This window comes from Aeromonas sp. FDAARGOS 1408 (genome assembly GCF_019048665.1).
Taxonomy (GTDB): domain Bacteria; phylum Pseudomonadota; class Gammaproteobacteria; order Enterobacterales; family Aeromonadaceae; genus Aeromonas; species Aeromonas dhakensis.
Genome location: NZ_CP077394.1, coordinates 1,077,065 through 1,092,109, shown reverse-complemented (window position 1 = coordinate 1,092,109; position 15,045 = coordinate 1,077,065). Strand labels below are relative to the sequence as shown.

Sequence of the window (15,045 nt, the reverse complement as noted above, 5' to 3'; positions counted from 1 at the left end):
CCGCAAAAAAAGCACCATATGACGCCGCTGCGATATAAGGCAAATCAATGACATTTGAAGAACGGCTGGCCATCGCCCATCAGACTCTGGCTGACCAAGGCATCAAGGAATCCGACTACAACCCATGGGGGTTCAAGTTGCTGCGCAAACTCGGCTGCACCGTCAAGCCACCTTATTACGCGGGCTGGCTGGTCAATTTTCTTTATGCCAGCCTCAGTATCGCGCCGATCTGGGGTCTGATTATGTGGACGTTCGTTTGGCACCCAGAGGGAAGATCCTTCGTATCATCCTTGTTCAGCACAGCTCTATTCGCTGGTCTGTTTGGTCTCGTTACCTTAATCAGGCTCTGGCAAAGGCGCAGGCAGCTTGATTTGACCCCATGGGAACAGCTAGCACGCCAACCCATCCGTGAAAGCGCGGCAGGAAAAGGCTGAAACCCCGCCGCAAATTGGCACCAGATGTAATACAGGCTACAGATACGGACCCCCACCTTGCCCGATTTCGTCAAATTCATGATCAGTTTTTCAGTTAACTGCTTCATTCAAACCGCAATTTGTCTTGTGGTTCTCACCTACCGGCTGTTCCGCCACCATAATGGCAACTGGCGCAGCTATCGACGCAGCCGGGATCCTCTCCCTATCTTCATCTCCATTTTACTTGGCATGGTGGTCGCTAGAAGGCTTCATCCAGCCATCATGGCGGCCCTGGCGTGATGGGTAACCACAGCCTGAGATGGTCAGGCCGTCACGACAAGGAGATAACGTGACGGCACGCTCACATGCCACTCGGGGTTTGCCAGTAGAATGCGGCAAGCCGGCATCGTATGGCACCAAACACCTCAAGGAAAAACATCATGGAATTCGAACGTAGACTGGCGGCCGCCCACCGGGAGCTGGCAGAGAAAGGCGTGCAGACGCTCAACTACAACCCGCCGATCACCTGGCTGCTGCGAAAGGCGGGGTTCACCATCAGACCGCCCCACTACGAACGCTTTCTGGTCAATGTCCTTGCTCTGGGGATCCCCACTGGCGCTATCTGGGGGGTGTTGATGTGGTTCTTCGGCTGGCAAGATGAGGTAACGCCAGCATTCGCCCTGCGCCAGAGCCTGCTGTTTGGCATAGGGTTTGGTCTGCTGATGGCGACCTGGCTCTGGTTTCGGCGCAAGCAGCTCAAACTGACTCCTTGGGACGCTTTGCCCCACTCCACGATCCGCACGCAAAAACGCTGGCAACCGAAATAATCACCGACAAGGAGATCCTCATGATCAGGGCCCATGAAAAACTGAACTATGTGGAGTTTGCGGCCAGAGATCTTGCCGCCACCAAGGCCTTCTTTCAGGCCGCTTTCGGCTGGCAATTTGCCGATTATGGCCCCGATTATTGTGCCTTCGAGGGAGAAGGGCTGGATGGCGGCTTCTATCGCGCAGACCTCTGCAGCCAGAGCGCGCAAGGCGGCGCCCTGCTGGTGTTCTACAGCGCCGATATTGTCGCAACCCAGACCAAGGTGACCTGCGCTGGAGGCACCATAGTTCGCCCCCTGTTCGACTTTCCCGGTGGCCGCCGCTTTCACTTTGTCGAGCCCAGCGGCAATGAATTTGCGGTTTGGTCCGAGCCGGCCGATATCTGAGAAATAGATAGAGCAAAATTCATGCATAAAATTTTGATAAGCAATAATAGATGCGAGTTAATCTGTATTTATACACTTTCAACGGTTTCATATTATTTATTATCGTTTTTATAACTGAAGCCAGAAGATATGCCAACTAATATACCCCACCCTTACGACTTAAAAACTAATAGGTACAAGAATTGGACTATCTTACTAAGGCAGATATAATATTCTCAGACTTAGATGAAATTTACTTTCAGATTATGAACTCAAGGCGAAAGCCTAAACACTTCCGACACTTATTTGAACAGTATATAGTTAAAAGTCAGCAACTTACTGATGTGATGAGAAGGGAATTCAAAAATCTTACTGGTCGTTCATGGAGTGCCAGTGATTTTTTAGAATGGACACTATACACAAAGATATTGAAATCTTTACGTAATGCAGCTTTACACGGTGAGCCTATAATCTTTAACGAAGTTATTATCTCTATTTATCCAGCTGTCGAATTTTCGATTGATACTGAGCCTTTAGATGAAGAAGAGTTGACTCGAGGATTTAGAGTCTTTAAGGCTACTTGCTTCATTGACAACCCATTTGCTGAGGAATTCATTACGCCGCATCAATGCTATCAATTAAAATACAGGACTCACCCTAATGAGCGAAGTATGGAAAACTATGCCGTACCAATTAAAGAGTTTGTATCTTATCAAATACAGTGGCCGCTAAGTATTGAGGTTTTAAAAGGAAGTAGCATGTCTTGTCTGGATGCAGTAAAGCTCTTACTAAAAGCACATCCAACATTAAGGAAATATATAAAATTTTACAGAGAACAACTTCAAGTGAGATAGTTAGTTATATAACTCACTTCTTATCTTAAATTAATATTTAATATCGTTAATAATTTTAATTATTGATTGCTGCTCTTATCTCAATAGTGTTTTGCGACAGCGGCCCTGTTTCGGGCAAGTCTAGGTGGGCATACTGACCCTTCGTTTTTGCAAGGAGGTTCCGATGTCTTCCCCCGTGATTGTGATTGCCCAGCTTGAAGCCAAACCCGAATTCGCCGCCCAGTTTCGTGCCGCCCTGGACCCCTTGATCGCGGCCACCTTGCAGGAGGCTGGCTGCCTGCGCTACCAGTTGCATCAGGATCTGGACAATCCCCACAGCTGGATGCTCTACGAGGTGTGGGAGAGCGAAGCCGCCCTCAGCGCCCATCAGGGCCAACCCCATTTCACCGAATTTGTCACCACGGCCGAGCCCTGGTTTGCCGGCAGCACCATTCGCCGCTATCAACCGCTGGACGCCTGATGTGCCGCGCCGCTGAGCGCCCTTTTGCCACCTATTTGAGGAACAACATGATGAAGATGCCCAACCTGGGTCTTGGTACCTTTCGCCTGACCGGCCAACCCCTGCGCGACTCCCTGCTGCAGGGGCTCGAGCTTGGCTACCGCCATATCGATACCGCCCAGATCTACGCCAACGAGGCCGAAGTGGGCCAGCTGATGCGCGAGAGCGGCGTGCCCCGCCAGGATATCTACCTGACCACCAAGGTGTGGACCAGCGAGTTTGGCCCGGGCAAGGTGATCCCGAGCCTGGAGGTGAGCCTGGAAAAACTGGGCACCGACTATCTGGATCTGGCGCTGATCCACTGGCCATCCCCTAGGGATGAGGTGCCGATGGCGGTCTATCTGGAGCAGCTGGCCGAGGCCAAGGCCCGGGGTCTGACCCGGGAGATCGGGGTCTCCAACTTTACCGTGGCCCAGCTCAAACAGGCCATCGAGATCCTAGGGCCGGGCGCCATCGCCCACCAGCAGGTGGAGATCCATCCGCTGCTGCAAAACCGCAAGGTGGTGGAGTTCTGCAAGGATCACGGCATCGCCATCACCGCCTATATGCCGCTGGCCTATGGCAAGGTGCTCACCGAGCCGCTGCTGATGGAGATCGGCAAGCGCCACGGCGTCTCGGCGGCCCAGGTGTCGCTGGCCTGGCTGCTGGCCCAGGGCATGACGGTGATCCCGAGCTCCACCAAGCGGGAGAATCTGGCCGCCAACCTGGCTGCGCTGAAGGTCACCCTCACTGCCGACGAGCTGGCCACCATCGCCACCCTGGAGCGGGGCGAGCGCTGCGCCGACCCGGACTTTGCGCCAGATTGGGATTAAAGGGGAGTGGAGCCATGCCCTCTCGCTTAGGCGGCGGATAGCGGCAACCCGCACGAGCCTATTGCAGCCACGGGCTATCCCCTCTCCCTGTGGGAGAGGGTCAGGGTGAGGGCAAGCTCCTCTTTTTATGTCATCAGGCCTTCAACCAGATAGCCCCTCATCCCCAACCCTTCTCCCGCAAGGGGAGAAGGGAGCAAAGAAAACCAGACAACATCGACGAGAACCTGAGCGGGAGGCATGATGCCCCCCGCTTTTTTGTCTCCAACACAGCGCCACTGCCGCCCGTGCCGATCTCCCAGCGCCTTCCCTCAACCATTTGTTTCTTAACTCTTTCCTCTTAACTCTTTCCTCTTAACTCTTTCCTCTTTTCTCGTTGTCCTGGCTCGCTATGCACGGATTGCTGCCGTGCGCGTTGTCTCTACCCCCATCTCGTGCGCTACCAGTTGTACTTGCCGCGTTGCCTCAGCCACTCCAGCAACCCCATTTCACGGCGCATTGCTGCTGATTTGGCAAAAGTAATTTGATGTCGCCGTCATTTTTGCCAACAAACCACCTCGGCATACTGGCGCCACTCTCCCGTCGGGAGTCCCTATCCAAGGAGTTGTTATGCCACTGGCGTTGTTTGCCCTCACCTTAAGTGCCTTTGCGATCGGCACCACCGAATTCGTGATCGTGGGGCTCATCCCCACCATCGCCGAGCAGCTCAATGTCTCGCTCCCCTCGGCGGGCCTCTTGGTCAGCCTCTATGCCCTTGGGGTGGCCATCGGCGCCCCCGTGCTCACGGCGCTGACCGGCAAGGTACCGCGCAAGTGGCTGCTGGTAGGGCTGATGGCGCTCTTTACCGCCGGCAACCTGTTGGCCTGGCAGGCCCCCGGTTACGAGAGCCTGATCCTGGCCCGCATCCTGACCGGGCTGGCCCACGGGGTCTTCTTCTCGGTAGGCAGCACCATCGCCACCGGCCTAGTGGCCAAAGAGAAAGCGGCCAGCGCCATCGCCATCATGTTCAGCGGCCTCACCATCGCGCTGGTGACCGGCGTCCCGCTCGGCACCTGGATTGGTCAGGTCTTCGGCTGGCGAGACACCTTTCTGGTGGTGAGCCTGCTGGGGCTGGTCGCCATGGTGGGCAGCCTGCTGCTGATCCCCAATAACCTGCCCAAAGGAGCCGCCTCGACTATCCGCGAGCAGCTCTCGGTGCTCACCAAAAAGCCGCTGCTGCTGGTCTACGCCAAGACAGCGCTCGGTTACGGCGGCGCCTTCACCGCCTTTACCTTCCTCGCCCCCATCTTGCAGCAGGTGAGCGGCTTTAGCGCCGGCGCGGTGAGCCTCATTCTGCTGGTGTACGGAGTGTCGGTCGCCGTCGGCAATATCTGGGGCGGCAAGCTGGCCGATCGCATGGGCCCGCTGCCTGCGTTGAAGCTGCTGTTTGCCGGTCTCGCATTGGTGCTGCTGGTGCTCACCTTCACCGCGCCACACCCGGTGCTGGCGGTGCTCACCGTGCTGGTGTGGGGCGCTTTTGCCTTTGGTAACGTACCGGGCCTGCAGGTGCTGGTGGTGAAACAGGCCGAGCAGCACACGCCGAGGGCGGTGGATGTGGCCTCCGGCCTCAATATCGCCGCCTTCAACGTCGGCATCGCGCTGGGCTCCGTGGTCGGCGGCCTGGTGGTGGAGCACCTTGGCCTGATGCACACCCCCTGGATCGGCGCGCTGATCGTGCTGCTGGCCTACGGCCTCACCCATGTCAGCGAGCGGCAAGCCGCCCGGATGGCACAAGCCTGCCCCCAGTACTGAAACCGCAGGCCTTTGCTCTGCAAAATAAAAACGAGCGGCTGATGCCGCTCGTCTCGCTTTCACGCTCTGCTCATTCGTTTTTGTTATGCCGCTTGCGGCCCGGCCTTGCCCGTCACGGCGCGTGCCAGCCAGTAGTCGAGGCTGACGTAGCGCCCGCCGCCGTACACCAGCAGTACCAGCAGCATCACGAAGTAGGTGGCGGCAAACTCCATCCCGTTGTTGAGCATCACGGGATCCCCAAGCTCGGTGATGTAGTTGTAACGACCGGGGAAGTTGGCGGCCAGCCACTCGATAAAGCCGTTGAGGCGCAATGTCGCCTCCATGCTGCCGGTGGCGATGGCATCCCAGCCGTGCTTCCAGTGCACCATGGCGCTCGCCACGCTCATCAGGAAGATGGTCGGAATGGCCATGACCCGGGTAAAGAGACCAAGGGCGATGCAGATGCAGCCCAGCACCTCGGTGCCCGCCGCCAGAAAGGCGAGCAGGGTCGGGAACGGCAGGTTGAGCCCCCCTTCCGAGGCTGGTGCACCAAACCAGGCAACCGTGCCGGCAAACCCCACCACCTTGGAGTGGGCCCCCACATAGATGACCGGGATGAGGTAGAGGCGAATGGCCAGCAGGGCCAGAAAATCGAGCCGCTTGCACTGGGCTGCGGCCCGCTCGTACCAATGGATAAGGGTGTTGTTCATGGGATGTCTCCTTGGAAAGGGGGTTCCTGACGTTCAATGGATATGGGTTCTATGGATGGCGGTTGAGTAGCCAGCAGGCCGAGCCGGTGAAAATGGCGGGCCCACTCCAGCAGATCAAAACCGCTGCGATAGGGGTGCACCTGGGCGGCCAACCCGGCCACACTGACCCCTTGCTGCTGCCCAAGCAGCTGCAGCAGGGCCACATCGAATTCGCGCAGCGCCTGGCTGACCAGCTGATGGGCAGGGCAGCGAAACAGGGCGCAGAGCTCGGGAGCCTGACCGGCCGCCACCACCCGCCCCTGCTGGAACACAAATGGCAGCGTCAGCAACTGCAAGGTGGGGTTGAGCCAGAGCAGGCTGCCCATCTCCACCGCTTCCCCTGCGAGCGGGCGCGGCACCTGCGCGTCGTCAATCTCGACGCACAGGCAGGCCCACTCATACTCCAGCAGCGCCAGCCGCAGCCCGGGCCAGTTGAGCCGACCCGCCCCCTGGCCAAGCTGCACATGGCGCACCAGCTCGGTGGCAATCTGGTGAAAGGTGGGCTCGATCGCGCCATGGTGGGCGACGAAGCCATTCACCAGCACATCGCGCTCAGCCAGCGTCAGGTGGTTCAGGGTGAGCGCGAAGGTACTCTCCAGCACCGCCTCGACATTGGCCCGCACACTGCGCACATAGTGGGGGGCGAGTTCGGCTGCCGACTCTCGTATGCAACCGGCCAGCCACTCGGTCTGCTGCCACAGCCGGGGCGGGACCGCCGTGGCAGGCCATGCCGCTTGCTCTCGCCTAGTCATGACACACCTCCCGACCCGCAGGATGCGCCGTCGCCTCGCAGCAGGCCTGATGGACCCGGGCCAGTTCGGCCTCCAGCACGGGCAAGGGGGGCAGATGGTGATCCCGCTCCAGCAGCAGGGGGCGCAGGCCGTGGGTCTGCACCGTATAACGGGCCAGCGCCACCACCTCCTCGCAGACCGGACGACCATGGGTATCCAGCAGGGTGCCGTCCGCCTCTTCCAGATGGCCGGCGATATGGAAGTAGCGGATCGCCTGGCCCGGCAGCCCGGCAATCATCCGCTCAGGGCAGTAGCCGTGGTTGCGGCTGTTCACAAAAACGTTGTTGATGTCGAGCAGCAGCTCGCAGCCGCTGCGCGCCACCAGCTCGGTCAGAAACGCCTCCTCTGCCATCTCGTGCTCATAGCCGTGGTAGTAGGAGATGTTCTCCAGCACCAGCGGGCGGGCCAGCGCATCCTGTACCTGCCGGATCCGATCCGCCAGATAAGTGAGGTTCTCCCACTGGCGCGGCACCGGCAGCAGCTCGTAGAGATAGCCCCGGGCATCGCGGGAAAAGCTCAGGTGCTCGCTGTAGATGTCGATGGCAAACTCGTCGAGAAAAGCGCGGATATGGCCGAGCAGGGTCATATTGAGCGGCTGGCAATCGCCGAGGGAGAGGCTGAGCCCGTGGGCCACCAGTGGATAGCGCGCGGCGATCTGCTGCAGTTGCTCCCGCCTGGCGCCGCCAATGGCCATCCAGTTCTCCGGCGCCAGCTCGAGAAAGTCGATGCCGGGGCGGGCAGGCGCCACACAGAGCTGGGCCAGATGCTCCTGGCGCAGCCCCACGCCACGGCTGCTGGCGCTTATTGGCCGCATACCCCCTCCGTCATCTTGCTCTCCTGGCGCTGGGCCTCGCCGTTGCTCCCCTGCTCCGCCAGACCACACTTGCCATCGCGGGCGCGCACCAGCCGGCCCTGTGGATCGCTGTCGAGGGCCTGCTTCTCGAAGCGCTTCTCGGTGCCGCACTTGCCGGCCGCACACTTGCCGCCGTGCTGTTCGCTCGGCGCCGCCTTCACCGGCGCCTCGCTCGGGGTAGCCGCCAGCGCAAGCCCGGGGGTCAGCGCAATCAGGCCGGTCATGGCGATGGAGAGGCTCAGTTTGCAGGAGGTTTTGATGCTGCTTACGTTACTCATGGCTGGACTCCTTGACGGATGAAACGGGGTAACTGGAGAGATCGCGGGCGGCCACCACCTGGCCGTGGAACTGCTGCTTGACGATGGCCATCGCCTCCTTCTTGTGATTGAGACCGACCCCCATCCAGTGGTTCAGCACCAGCAGCTTGGGATTCACTTCGGCGGCAATGTTGGCGACCACCGAGGGCTTGGCATGGAGCGAGGCGGAGACGGGATCGGCGCCCTCGTGGATGGCGAGCGGCATCACCAGGATGTCGGCCCCCTTGGCAAACGGCACAAAGGCCGGATTGCTGCCGTTCTGATCCGCCGAGATGACGATGGTCCCCTCGGCGCTCTCGATGCGATAGGCCAAACAGGGCACGTCCCCGTGAGGGATGCCGAGCGCCGTGATGGTCAGGCCATCCTGCTGATAGACCTGTTGCGGCCGAGGTGTCTGGTAGGGCACATCGTGCACATTGATGGGGAAGAGACCATCGGTGCCATCCTTGAAGCCGCTGAGGTAGGCATAGGCCCCCTTGCTCGGGTTGAACAGGGCGTCAAAGTAGCCGCTCATGCTGGGGAAAGCCGAGCCGGCTTGCGGCCCCGCCAGATCGAGGGGATCGCTGCGCTTGAAGAAATAGGCCCCCTTGAGCAGCGCGGGCAGGTCGGTCACATGGTCGGTGTGAAAGTGGGTGATGCCAATGAAGTCGACCTCTTCGAGCTTGGCGCCCGCCTGGCCGAAGCGCAGATAGACGCCGCCACCGGCATCGATCAGGATGCGCGATTTGCCCTTCCACCAGATCACCTCGCTGGAGGAGGCGCGCAGATCGTCGGAGATGGGGCCGCCGCTGCCGAGCACCTGCAGGGTGAATGCCTTGTCCAGTGGCGTCAGTTGTACGGGCTCGGCCCAGGCCGGCGCGGTGGCGAGCGCGCAGCCGATGGCCAGCGTCACCGCTTTGATTGTCTGTTTCATAACGGATTACCTGTCGGTTGGATGACAAGAGAAAGGGGTCGGGGCGAGGCAGTGTCTGCCCTCCCCGACCGAGGGGGATCAGGGTTGAGAGCGGGGCTCATCCCGTTCATCGGCTGCCCAGCGTGCTTCCAGCCAGAGCAGGTTGCACAGGCCCAGCAGCAGGGCGAAACCCAGGCCCAAAATCCAGGTGAAGTACCACATAGCGGCTCCCTTGGGGTCAGTAGAGTTGATGGCTGTCGCGCTTGATGCCGGCACGATCCAGCTTGCCGCGCACCACCCGGTAGACCCAGCCGGTATAGCCGAGGTTGATGGGCATCAGCACCAGCACGATCCCGAACATGATGATCAGGGTCTTGAAGCTGGAGGTGCCGTCCCACAGGGTCAGGCTGCTGGCCGGATCCAGCGACGAGGGCAGCACGAAGGGGAACAGGGCGATGGCCACCGAGCAGAGCATGGCGGCGCAGGCCAGGCCGCTGGCCAGCAGCGCCAGTCGTCCCTTCTCCTGCCAGGCGGCGATGCCGCTGGCCAGCGGTGCCAGGGCGCCGATGAGGGGCACCAGCCACAGCAGCGGGTAGTCAAAGTAGTTGCCAAGCCAGCCGCAGGCGTGGGGGATCACCCCCTTCATCAACGGGCTGATGGCGGCATTGGGGTCAAAGGGCTGGCCCGCCAGGCCGGTCAGTTGATAACCCGGCAACCCCAACAGATGCCAGCCGGCCAGCAGATAGCAGAGGGTCACCAGCGGTGCCAGCAGGATGGCGAGGCCACGGGCCCGCAGTGCAGGGGTCCCCGTTACCTTGGCCTGCAGGAAGCTGGCGCCGTGCAGCAGCAGCAGGCTCACCCCGGTCGCCACCACGCTGGCAATCCAGCTCCAGTGGAAGTCGAAGGCCCCGTAGTGCAGGCGCAGTGCGCTGTCGAAGCGAAACGGCAGGCCCTGCATCACCAGCGCGATGGCGGCAGAGAGCACCAGGGTCGGCACCAGACCACCGGCCACCAGGGCGCGATCCCACCAGCGGCGCCAGAGGGGATCGGCCAGCTTGCTGCGATAGTCAAAGCCCACCGGGCGCAGGAAGAGGCCAAGCAGCAGCACTATCATGGGCACATAGAGCGCCGAGAAGGCGGCGGCGTAGACCAGCGGCCAGGCGGCGAACAGGGCGCCGGCGCCGGCGATGAGCCACACCTGGTTGCCCTCCCACACCGGCCCCACGCTGTTGATCACCAGTCGGCGGTCTTCATCCTCTTTCGAGACCACCGGCAACAGCATGGCGATACCGAGGTCGAAGCCATCCATCACGATGAAGCCGACCAGCATGAACAGCACCAGCCCCCACCAGATGAGTTTCAGGGTTTCATAATCCATCAGGCGATCCTCGCAAGTTCGGGTTGTTCACCGCTGTAGCGGCCGGTATGCAGCACGGCGGGCCCCTGGCGGATCACGCGGCGCAGCAGGAACAGCTCCACCACCAGCAGGCAGGAGTAAATGAGACAGATGGAGATCAGGCTGAACCAGAGCTGGCCCGGCTGCAGCAGCGACACCGAGGCCGACACCGGCAGCACGTCGCTGATGGTCCAGGGCTGGCGACCGAACTCGGCCACGAACCAGCCCGCCTCGATGGCAATCCAGGGCAGCGGAATGCTCCACAGCAGCGCCTTGAGCAGGCGGGGCGAGGCGAGCAGCCGGTTGCGGCAGAGCTGAACGAAACCCGCCACGAACAGCCCGAGCATCACGACCCCCAACCCGACCATGATCCGAAAGCCCCAGAACAGCGGCGCCACCTGCGGCACCGAGTCTTCCACCGCCCTGGCGATCTCGGCCTCACCGGCCTTGGCGATGTTGCTGGCATAGGGGGTGAGCAGCAGCCCGTAGCCGAGATCCTGGCCGTGCTTGTCGAACAGCGCACGGTTCTCGGCCGAGTCGTTGCCGGCGCGGATCTGCTCGAGCGCACCGGCGGCCACCATGCCGCTGCGAATGCGGGTCTCGTGCTGGGCCTTGAGATCCTTGATGCCGGTCACCGCCTCATCGAGGGAGCGGGTGGCGATGATGCCCATCAGATAGGGGATTTTGACCGCAGCGTGGGTGGTCTCGGCCCCCTGATCCGGGAAGCCGAACAGGGTGAAGGCGGCCGGCGCAGGTTCGGTCTCCCACTCCGCCTCGATAGCGGCCAGCTTGACCTTCTGCACCTCGCCGGTGCGATAACCCGACTCGTCACCCAGCACGATGACCGAGAGAATGGCGGCCAGCCCAAAGCCCGAGGCGATGGCAAAGGAGCGCAGGGCGAAGCGCACTTCCATGCGGCGCAGCAGATACCAGCTGCTCACCCCCATCACGAACAGGGAGGCGGCCACATAGCCCGCCGCCACCGTGTGCACGAACTTGACCTGGGCCACCGGGTTGAAGATCACCGCGGCCACGTCCACCAGCTCCATGCGCTGGGTCACCAGGTTGAACTCGGCGCCCACCGGGTTCTGCATCCAGCCGTTGCCGATCAGGATCCAGAGCGCGGAGAGGTTGGAACCGAGCGCCACCAGCATGGTCACCAGCAGATGCTGACCGCGGGAGAGCTTGTCCCAGCCGAAGAAGAAGAGTCCCACCAGGGTCGACTCGAGGAAGAAGGCCATCAACCCCTCCACCGCCAGCGGGGTGCCGAAAATGTCCCCCACATACTGGGAGTAGTAGGCCCAGTTGGTGCCGAACTGGAACTCCAGGGTGATGCCTGTGGTCACCCCCATCACGAAGTTGATGCCAAACAGCTTGCCCCAGAAACGGGTGATGTCCTTGTAGATCACCTTGCCGGTCATCACATAGGCCGACTCTGCGATCACCAGGATCCAGGACAGCCCCAGCGTGAGGGGCACAAACAGGAAGTGGAACATGGCCGTGGCGCCAAATTGCAGGCGCGACAGGCTGACCACGTCATCCGGATTGATCATGCGTCACTCTCTTTTGTTGTATTTACCTTGCACGTTTTGTGCGAGACAAGTACACCACGGAGCATGACACCTATAACAGATGCAGTTATATTGAATTACACCTATAACAGTTACTGCATCACATGTCCCTTTACCGTCAGCTGGCCGACCGCCTGCAACAGCAGATTGAAGCCGGGGTGTGGCAACCCGGCGAGCGCATTCCCTCCATCCGCCAGAGCTGCAAGACCCATGGTCTGAGCCCCATGACGGTGCTGCAGGCCTATCAGCTGCTGGAGAGCCAGGGGCGGATCCTCGCCCGCCCCCAGTCCGGCTACTACGTCAAGGCGGCGCCTTCCCGCCCTGCCGCCAGCCTGCCCCAGCAGGCGCACTACAGCGGCTCGGTGGACATCAACGATCTGGTGTTCGAGGTGTTGCAGGCGAGCAAGTCACGGGGGCTGGTGCCCCTTGGCATGTCGGTGGCCGACCCCACCCTGTTCCCTCATCCCCAGCTTGGCCGGGCGCTGGCCAGCTGCATGCGCCGGCTCGACCCCTTCAGCACGGTGGCAGACCTGCCCCCCGGCAACGAGGCGCTGCGCCGGGCCATCGCCCAGCGTTACGCCAGCGAGGGGCTGGCGGTGGATCCCCAGCAGATCATCATCACCACCGGCGCCATGGAGGCGCTCTCCCTCAGTCTGCAGGTGCTGACCGAGCCCGGTGACTGGGTAGTGGTGGAGTCCCCCACCTTCTATGGCGCCCTGCAGGCCATCGAGCGGCTCAAGCTCAATGCGGTGGAGATCCCGGTGATCCCGGGGGTGGGCATCGATCTCGCCCTGCTGGAGGAGGCCCTTGCCCAGCGCCCCATCAAGGCGTGCTGGCTGATGGGCAATGTTCAGCACCCGCTCGGTCACACCATGCCGGATGAGCACAAGCAGGCGCTGATGGCGCTGCTCAACCGACGCGGGGTGGCGCTGGTGGAGGACGACGTCTATGCCGAGGTCTATTTTGGTCGTGAGCGGCCAAGGCCCATCAAATATTGGGATACCAGTGGCGAGAGCCTGCTGTGCAGCTCCTTCTCAAAGTGCCTGGCACCGGGCTTTCGGGTCGGCTGGGTGGTGGCCGGTCGCCACGCCGAGCGGGTGCAGCGGCTGCAGCTGATGTCGACCCTCTCCACCAATGTGCCCAGCCAGCTGGCGCTGGCCGAGATGCTGCGCCAGGGCGGGGTGGATGCCCACTTTCGCCGGCTGCGCCACACCCTGGCCCAGCGCCAGCAGCAGATGCGGGCCGCCCTGCTGCGCCTGCTGCCGGGGGAAGTGAGCATCTCCTCCCCCGATGGCGGCTACTTTCTCTGGCTCGAGTTTGACCCGCGCTTCGACAGTCGCGCCCTGCACGCCCAGGCGCTGGCCAGCGGTTTCTCGCTGGCCCCCGGCGCCCTCTTCTCCAGCAAGGGGCTGCACAATCACTGCCTGCGGCTCAACAGCTCCCATCCCTGGAGCGAGCAGCTGGAGGCGGCCCTCACCCGGTTGGCCGAACTGATTCACCAACAGCTGGACACAGCTCCCGTCAAAGACCAAAAGGCCCCATGACGTGGCCTTTTTCTTGCGAAATTATCTGGTTGAAACGGGCTTATCTGGCCATGGTCTGTGACAGCATCTTGAACCCCAACCTCTCGTAGAGCGCCTTGGCGCGCTCGTTGAATGCCATCACCTCCAGCCGCAACTGGCTGGCACCCTGCGCCTTGCCCCACTCATCGCAATGGGCGATCAGCGCCTTGCCGATCCCCCGGGAGCGGTGCCCCTCATCGACCACCAGGGTGCCGATACGGCAGATGGGCTCCTTGCTCAGAAACGGGATGGTCTCGTTGATGTCGATGCGGGCGGTCAGAAAGCCCACCACGGTCCCCTCCTGCTCGGCCACGCAAAACAGGCGCCCTTCGGCGGCGATGGCTGCCAGCAAAAAGGCCCGCTCCTCGGGGGATGGCGGGCAGAATACCTGCGGCGCCTGCGCGAAGTGGATCTCCCCTATCTGCCGGTTCAGCTCGAGGATGGCGTCGATGTCCTGCTCACGTGCCTTGCGTATTTCCAATGAATGCTCCTTGCCTCTGTGTCCTGACGATGATGTGTCCTGGCGATGAGACGGTCTCATCTGCTCCCTTTGACCTGGGTTCCATCATAGTGGCTGCCGAGCCAGACAAGCCAGACAAGCCAGACAAGAAGTGCCGCAGCAGCCTTTGGCAGGCATCTGAAAACAACAAGGCCCCGTCACGGGGCCTTATCGACAATCCATGTACTGAGCGGGGGTCAGGCGGGGGCATCCAGCTGGGCCACCTGGCGCTCAATGCTGCCTTTGAGGTTTTCATCGAGCTTGAGGGCGCGCGCCAGCTCGTCCAGATAACCGCGCTCCATGAAGTGATCCACGTCGATGGCAAGCAGGGAGGCGAGATAGACCTCGGTGGCCAGCTCCATGTCGGTCACCTCCCGCGCCAGGGCGTGGGGATCCAGGGGGCGGGCCAGTTCGGCATCTATCCAGCGGGCCGCATCGCTCTGGCCCTGCTCGGTCAGGTACTGCTGGATCTTCTGACGCTCGTCGGCGTCGATATGGCCGTCGGCCCGGGCCGCCGCCACCATGGCGCGCACCAGAAGCGCGGCTCTGGCATCCAGCGCATTGCCCTGCAGGGTATCGAGGGGCCGGGTCGGCTGCGCCGGGCTGCCCTGCTGTGCCTGCCAGTCCTGATAGAGCTTGTAGGCCAGCCCGCCGAGGGCCGCCGCGCCGCCCACCGCCGCCACCTTGCCGCCATATTTGCGCACCTTCTTGTTACCAAGCAGCAGGGCCATGGCACCGGCGGCGAGGCCCCCTTGCGCCATCCCCTTCATCTGCGCCTTGCGGCTGTCGCCACCTTCGTTGAGCCAGCCCTTGCCAGCTCCCATCAATTGCTCCAGCATTTGTTTCATGGGACCTCCTCGTTGGATGGTGAACCATGC

The 15,045-nt window shown here is 61.6% G+C and carries 19 protein-coding genes; 9 read left to right on the top strand and 10 right to left on the bottom strand.

Annotation, left to right across the window (positions count from 1 at the left end; all coding sequences use genetic code 11):
* The first annotated feature begins 47 nt into the window (after window positions 1-47).
* The 8 genes from I6L38_RS05280 (at window position 48) to I6L38_RS05245 (ending at window position 5,558) form a co-directional block, all read left to right on the top strand.
* A complete protein-coding gene (locus I6L38_RS05280) occupies window positions 48-434 on the top strand; it encodes a DUF6404 family protein (protein ID WP_216989255.1) in 387 nt (128 codons plus the stop codon).
* A 57-nt stretch (window positions 435-491) separates the two neighbouring features.
* Window positions 492-713: a hypothetical protein gene (locus I6L38_RS05275; protein WP_216989254.1), complete on the top strand. Its 222-nt coding sequence runs from the start codon at window positions 492-494 to the stop codon at window positions 711-713.
* 140 nt (window positions 714-853) lie between these two features.
* Entirely contained in the window at window positions 854-1,240 is a 387-nt protein-coding gene (locus I6L38_RS05270) for a DUF6404 family protein (protein ID WP_216989253.1), read from the top strand.
* A 20-nt stretch (window positions 1,241-1,260) separates the two neighbouring features.
* Window positions 1,261-1,626, top strand: a complete 366-nt coding sequence (locus tag I6L38_RS05265) for a VOC family protein (protein ID WP_216989252.1) — start codon at window positions 1,261-1,263, stop codon at window positions 1,624-1,626.
* Window positions 1,627-1,808: 182 nt separating this feature from the next.
* Window positions 1,809-2,459 (top strand): hypothetical protein, encoded by a 651-nt coding sequence (locus I6L38_RS05260; protein WP_216989251.1) that lies wholly within the window; start codon window positions 1,809-1,811, stop codon window positions 2,457-2,459.
* A gap of 163 nt (window positions 2,460-2,622) precedes the next feature.
* Window positions 2,623-2,919 (top strand): putative quinol monooxygenase, encoded by a 297-nt coding sequence (locus I6L38_RS05255; RefSeq protein WP_216989250.1) that lies wholly within the window; start codon window positions 2,623-2,625, stop codon window positions 2,917-2,919.
* 47 nt (window positions 2,920-2,966) lie between these two features.
* Window positions 2,967-3,770 (top strand): 2,5-didehydrogluconate reductase DkgB, encoded by an 804-nt coding sequence (dkgB, locus tag I6L38_RS05250; protein WP_216989249.1) that lies wholly within the window; start codon window positions 2,967-2,969, stop codon window positions 3,768-3,770.
* A gap of 606 nt (window positions 3,771-4,376) precedes the next feature.
* Window positions 4,377-5,558, top strand: coding sequence for an MFS transporter (locus I6L38_RS05245; protein ID WP_005299532.1), 1,182 nt, complete (start codon window positions 4,377-4,379; stop codon window positions 5,556-5,558).
* 83 nt (window positions 5,559-5,641) lie between these two features.
* On the opposite strand, the gene I6L38_RS05240 is transcribed toward I6L38_RS05245, so the two are convergent.
* The 8 genes from I6L38_RS05240 to I6L38_RS05205 all read right to left on the bottom strand — a co-directional run bounded on the left by I6L38_RS05240 (window position 5,642) and on the right by I6L38_RS05205 (window position 12,088).
* The gene (locus I6L38_RS05240) at window positions 5,642-6,247 is read right to left on the bottom strand and encodes a DoxX family protein (RefSeq protein WP_216989248.1); all 606 of its coding nucleotides are present in this window, start codon (window positions 6,245-6,247) and stop codon (window positions 5,642-5,644) included.
* The gene (locus I6L38_RS05235; RefSeq protein WP_216989571.1) at window positions 6,244-6,987 is read right to left on the bottom strand and encodes a DUF2063 domain-containing protein; all 744 of its coding nucleotides are present in this window, start codon (window positions 6,985-6,987) and stop codon (window positions 6,244-6,246) included. The genes I6L38_RS05240 and I6L38_RS05235 overlap by 4 nt, the downstream gene beginning before the upstream one ends.
* Window positions 6,988-7,030: 43 nt before the next feature.
* The gene (locus tag I6L38_RS05230; protein ID WP_216989247.1) at window positions 7,031-7,891 is read right to left on the bottom strand and encodes a DUF692 domain-containing protein; all 861 of its coding nucleotides are present in this window, start codon (window positions 7,889-7,891) and stop codon (window positions 7,031-7,033) included.
* Entirely contained in the window at window positions 7,879-8,208 is a 330-nt protein-coding gene (locus I6L38_RS05225) for a hypothetical protein (protein ID WP_216989246.1), read from the bottom strand. Before I6L38_RS05225 ends, I6L38_RS05230 begins: the two co-directional genes overlap by 13 nt.
* A complete protein-coding gene (locus I6L38_RS05220) occupies window positions 8,201-9,160 on the bottom strand; it encodes an MBL fold metallo-hydrolase (RefSeq protein ID WP_017766000.1) in 960 nt (319 codons plus the stop codon). Before I6L38_RS05220 ends, I6L38_RS05225 begins: the two co-directional genes overlap by 8 nt.
* Window positions 9,161-9,238: 78 nt before the next feature.
* Window positions 9,239-9,361 (bottom strand): cytochrome bd oxidase small subunit, CydX/CbdX family, encoded by a 123-nt coding sequence (locus I6L38_RS05215; protein WP_005299522.1) that lies wholly within the window; start codon window positions 9,359-9,361, stop codon window positions 9,239-9,241.
* Between the two features lie 16 nt (window positions 9,362-9,377).
* Window positions 9,378-10,517: a cytochrome d ubiquinol oxidase subunit II gene (gene cydB / locus I6L38_RS05210; protein ID WP_216989245.1), complete on the bottom strand. Its 1,140-nt coding sequence runs from the start codon at window positions 10,515-10,517 to the stop codon at window positions 9,378-9,380.
* Window positions 10,517-12,088, bottom strand: a complete 1,572-nt coding sequence (locus I6L38_RS05205; RefSeq protein WP_042050823.1) for a cytochrome ubiquinol oxidase subunit I — start codon at window positions 12,086-12,088, stop codon at window positions 10,517-10,519. Before I6L38_RS05205 ends, cydB begins: the two co-directional genes overlap by 1 nt.
* 122 nt (window positions 12,089-12,210) lie before the next feature.
* Here I6L38_RS05205 and I6L38_RS05200 point away from each other — a divergent pair, with 122 nt between their 5' ends.
* Window positions 12,211-13,650, top strand: a complete 1,440-nt coding sequence (locus I6L38_RS05200; protein ID WP_216989244.1) for a PLP-dependent aminotransferase family protein — start codon at window positions 12,211-12,213, stop codon at window positions 13,648-13,650.
* A gap of 40 nt (window positions 13,651-13,690) precedes the next feature.
* Here the strand turns inward: I6L38_RS05200 and I6L38_RS05195 are convergent, their stop codons facing one another.
* Together I6L38_RS05195 and I6L38_RS05190 are read right to left on the bottom strand one after the other, a co-directional pair.
* The gene (locus tag I6L38_RS05195; RefSeq protein ID WP_216989243.1) at window positions 13,691-14,209 is read right to left on the bottom strand and encodes a GNAT family N-acetyltransferase; all 519 of its coding nucleotides are present in this window, start codon (window positions 14,207-14,209) and stop codon (window positions 13,691-13,693) included.
* A 155-nt stretch (window positions 14,210-14,364) separates the two neighbouring features.
* Window positions 14,365-15,015, bottom strand: a complete 651-nt coding sequence (locus tag I6L38_RS05190; RefSeq protein WP_216989242.1) for a tellurite resistance TerB family protein — start codon at window positions 15,013-15,015, stop codon at window positions 14,365-14,367.
* Window positions 15,016-15,045 lie beyond the last annotated feature (30 nt).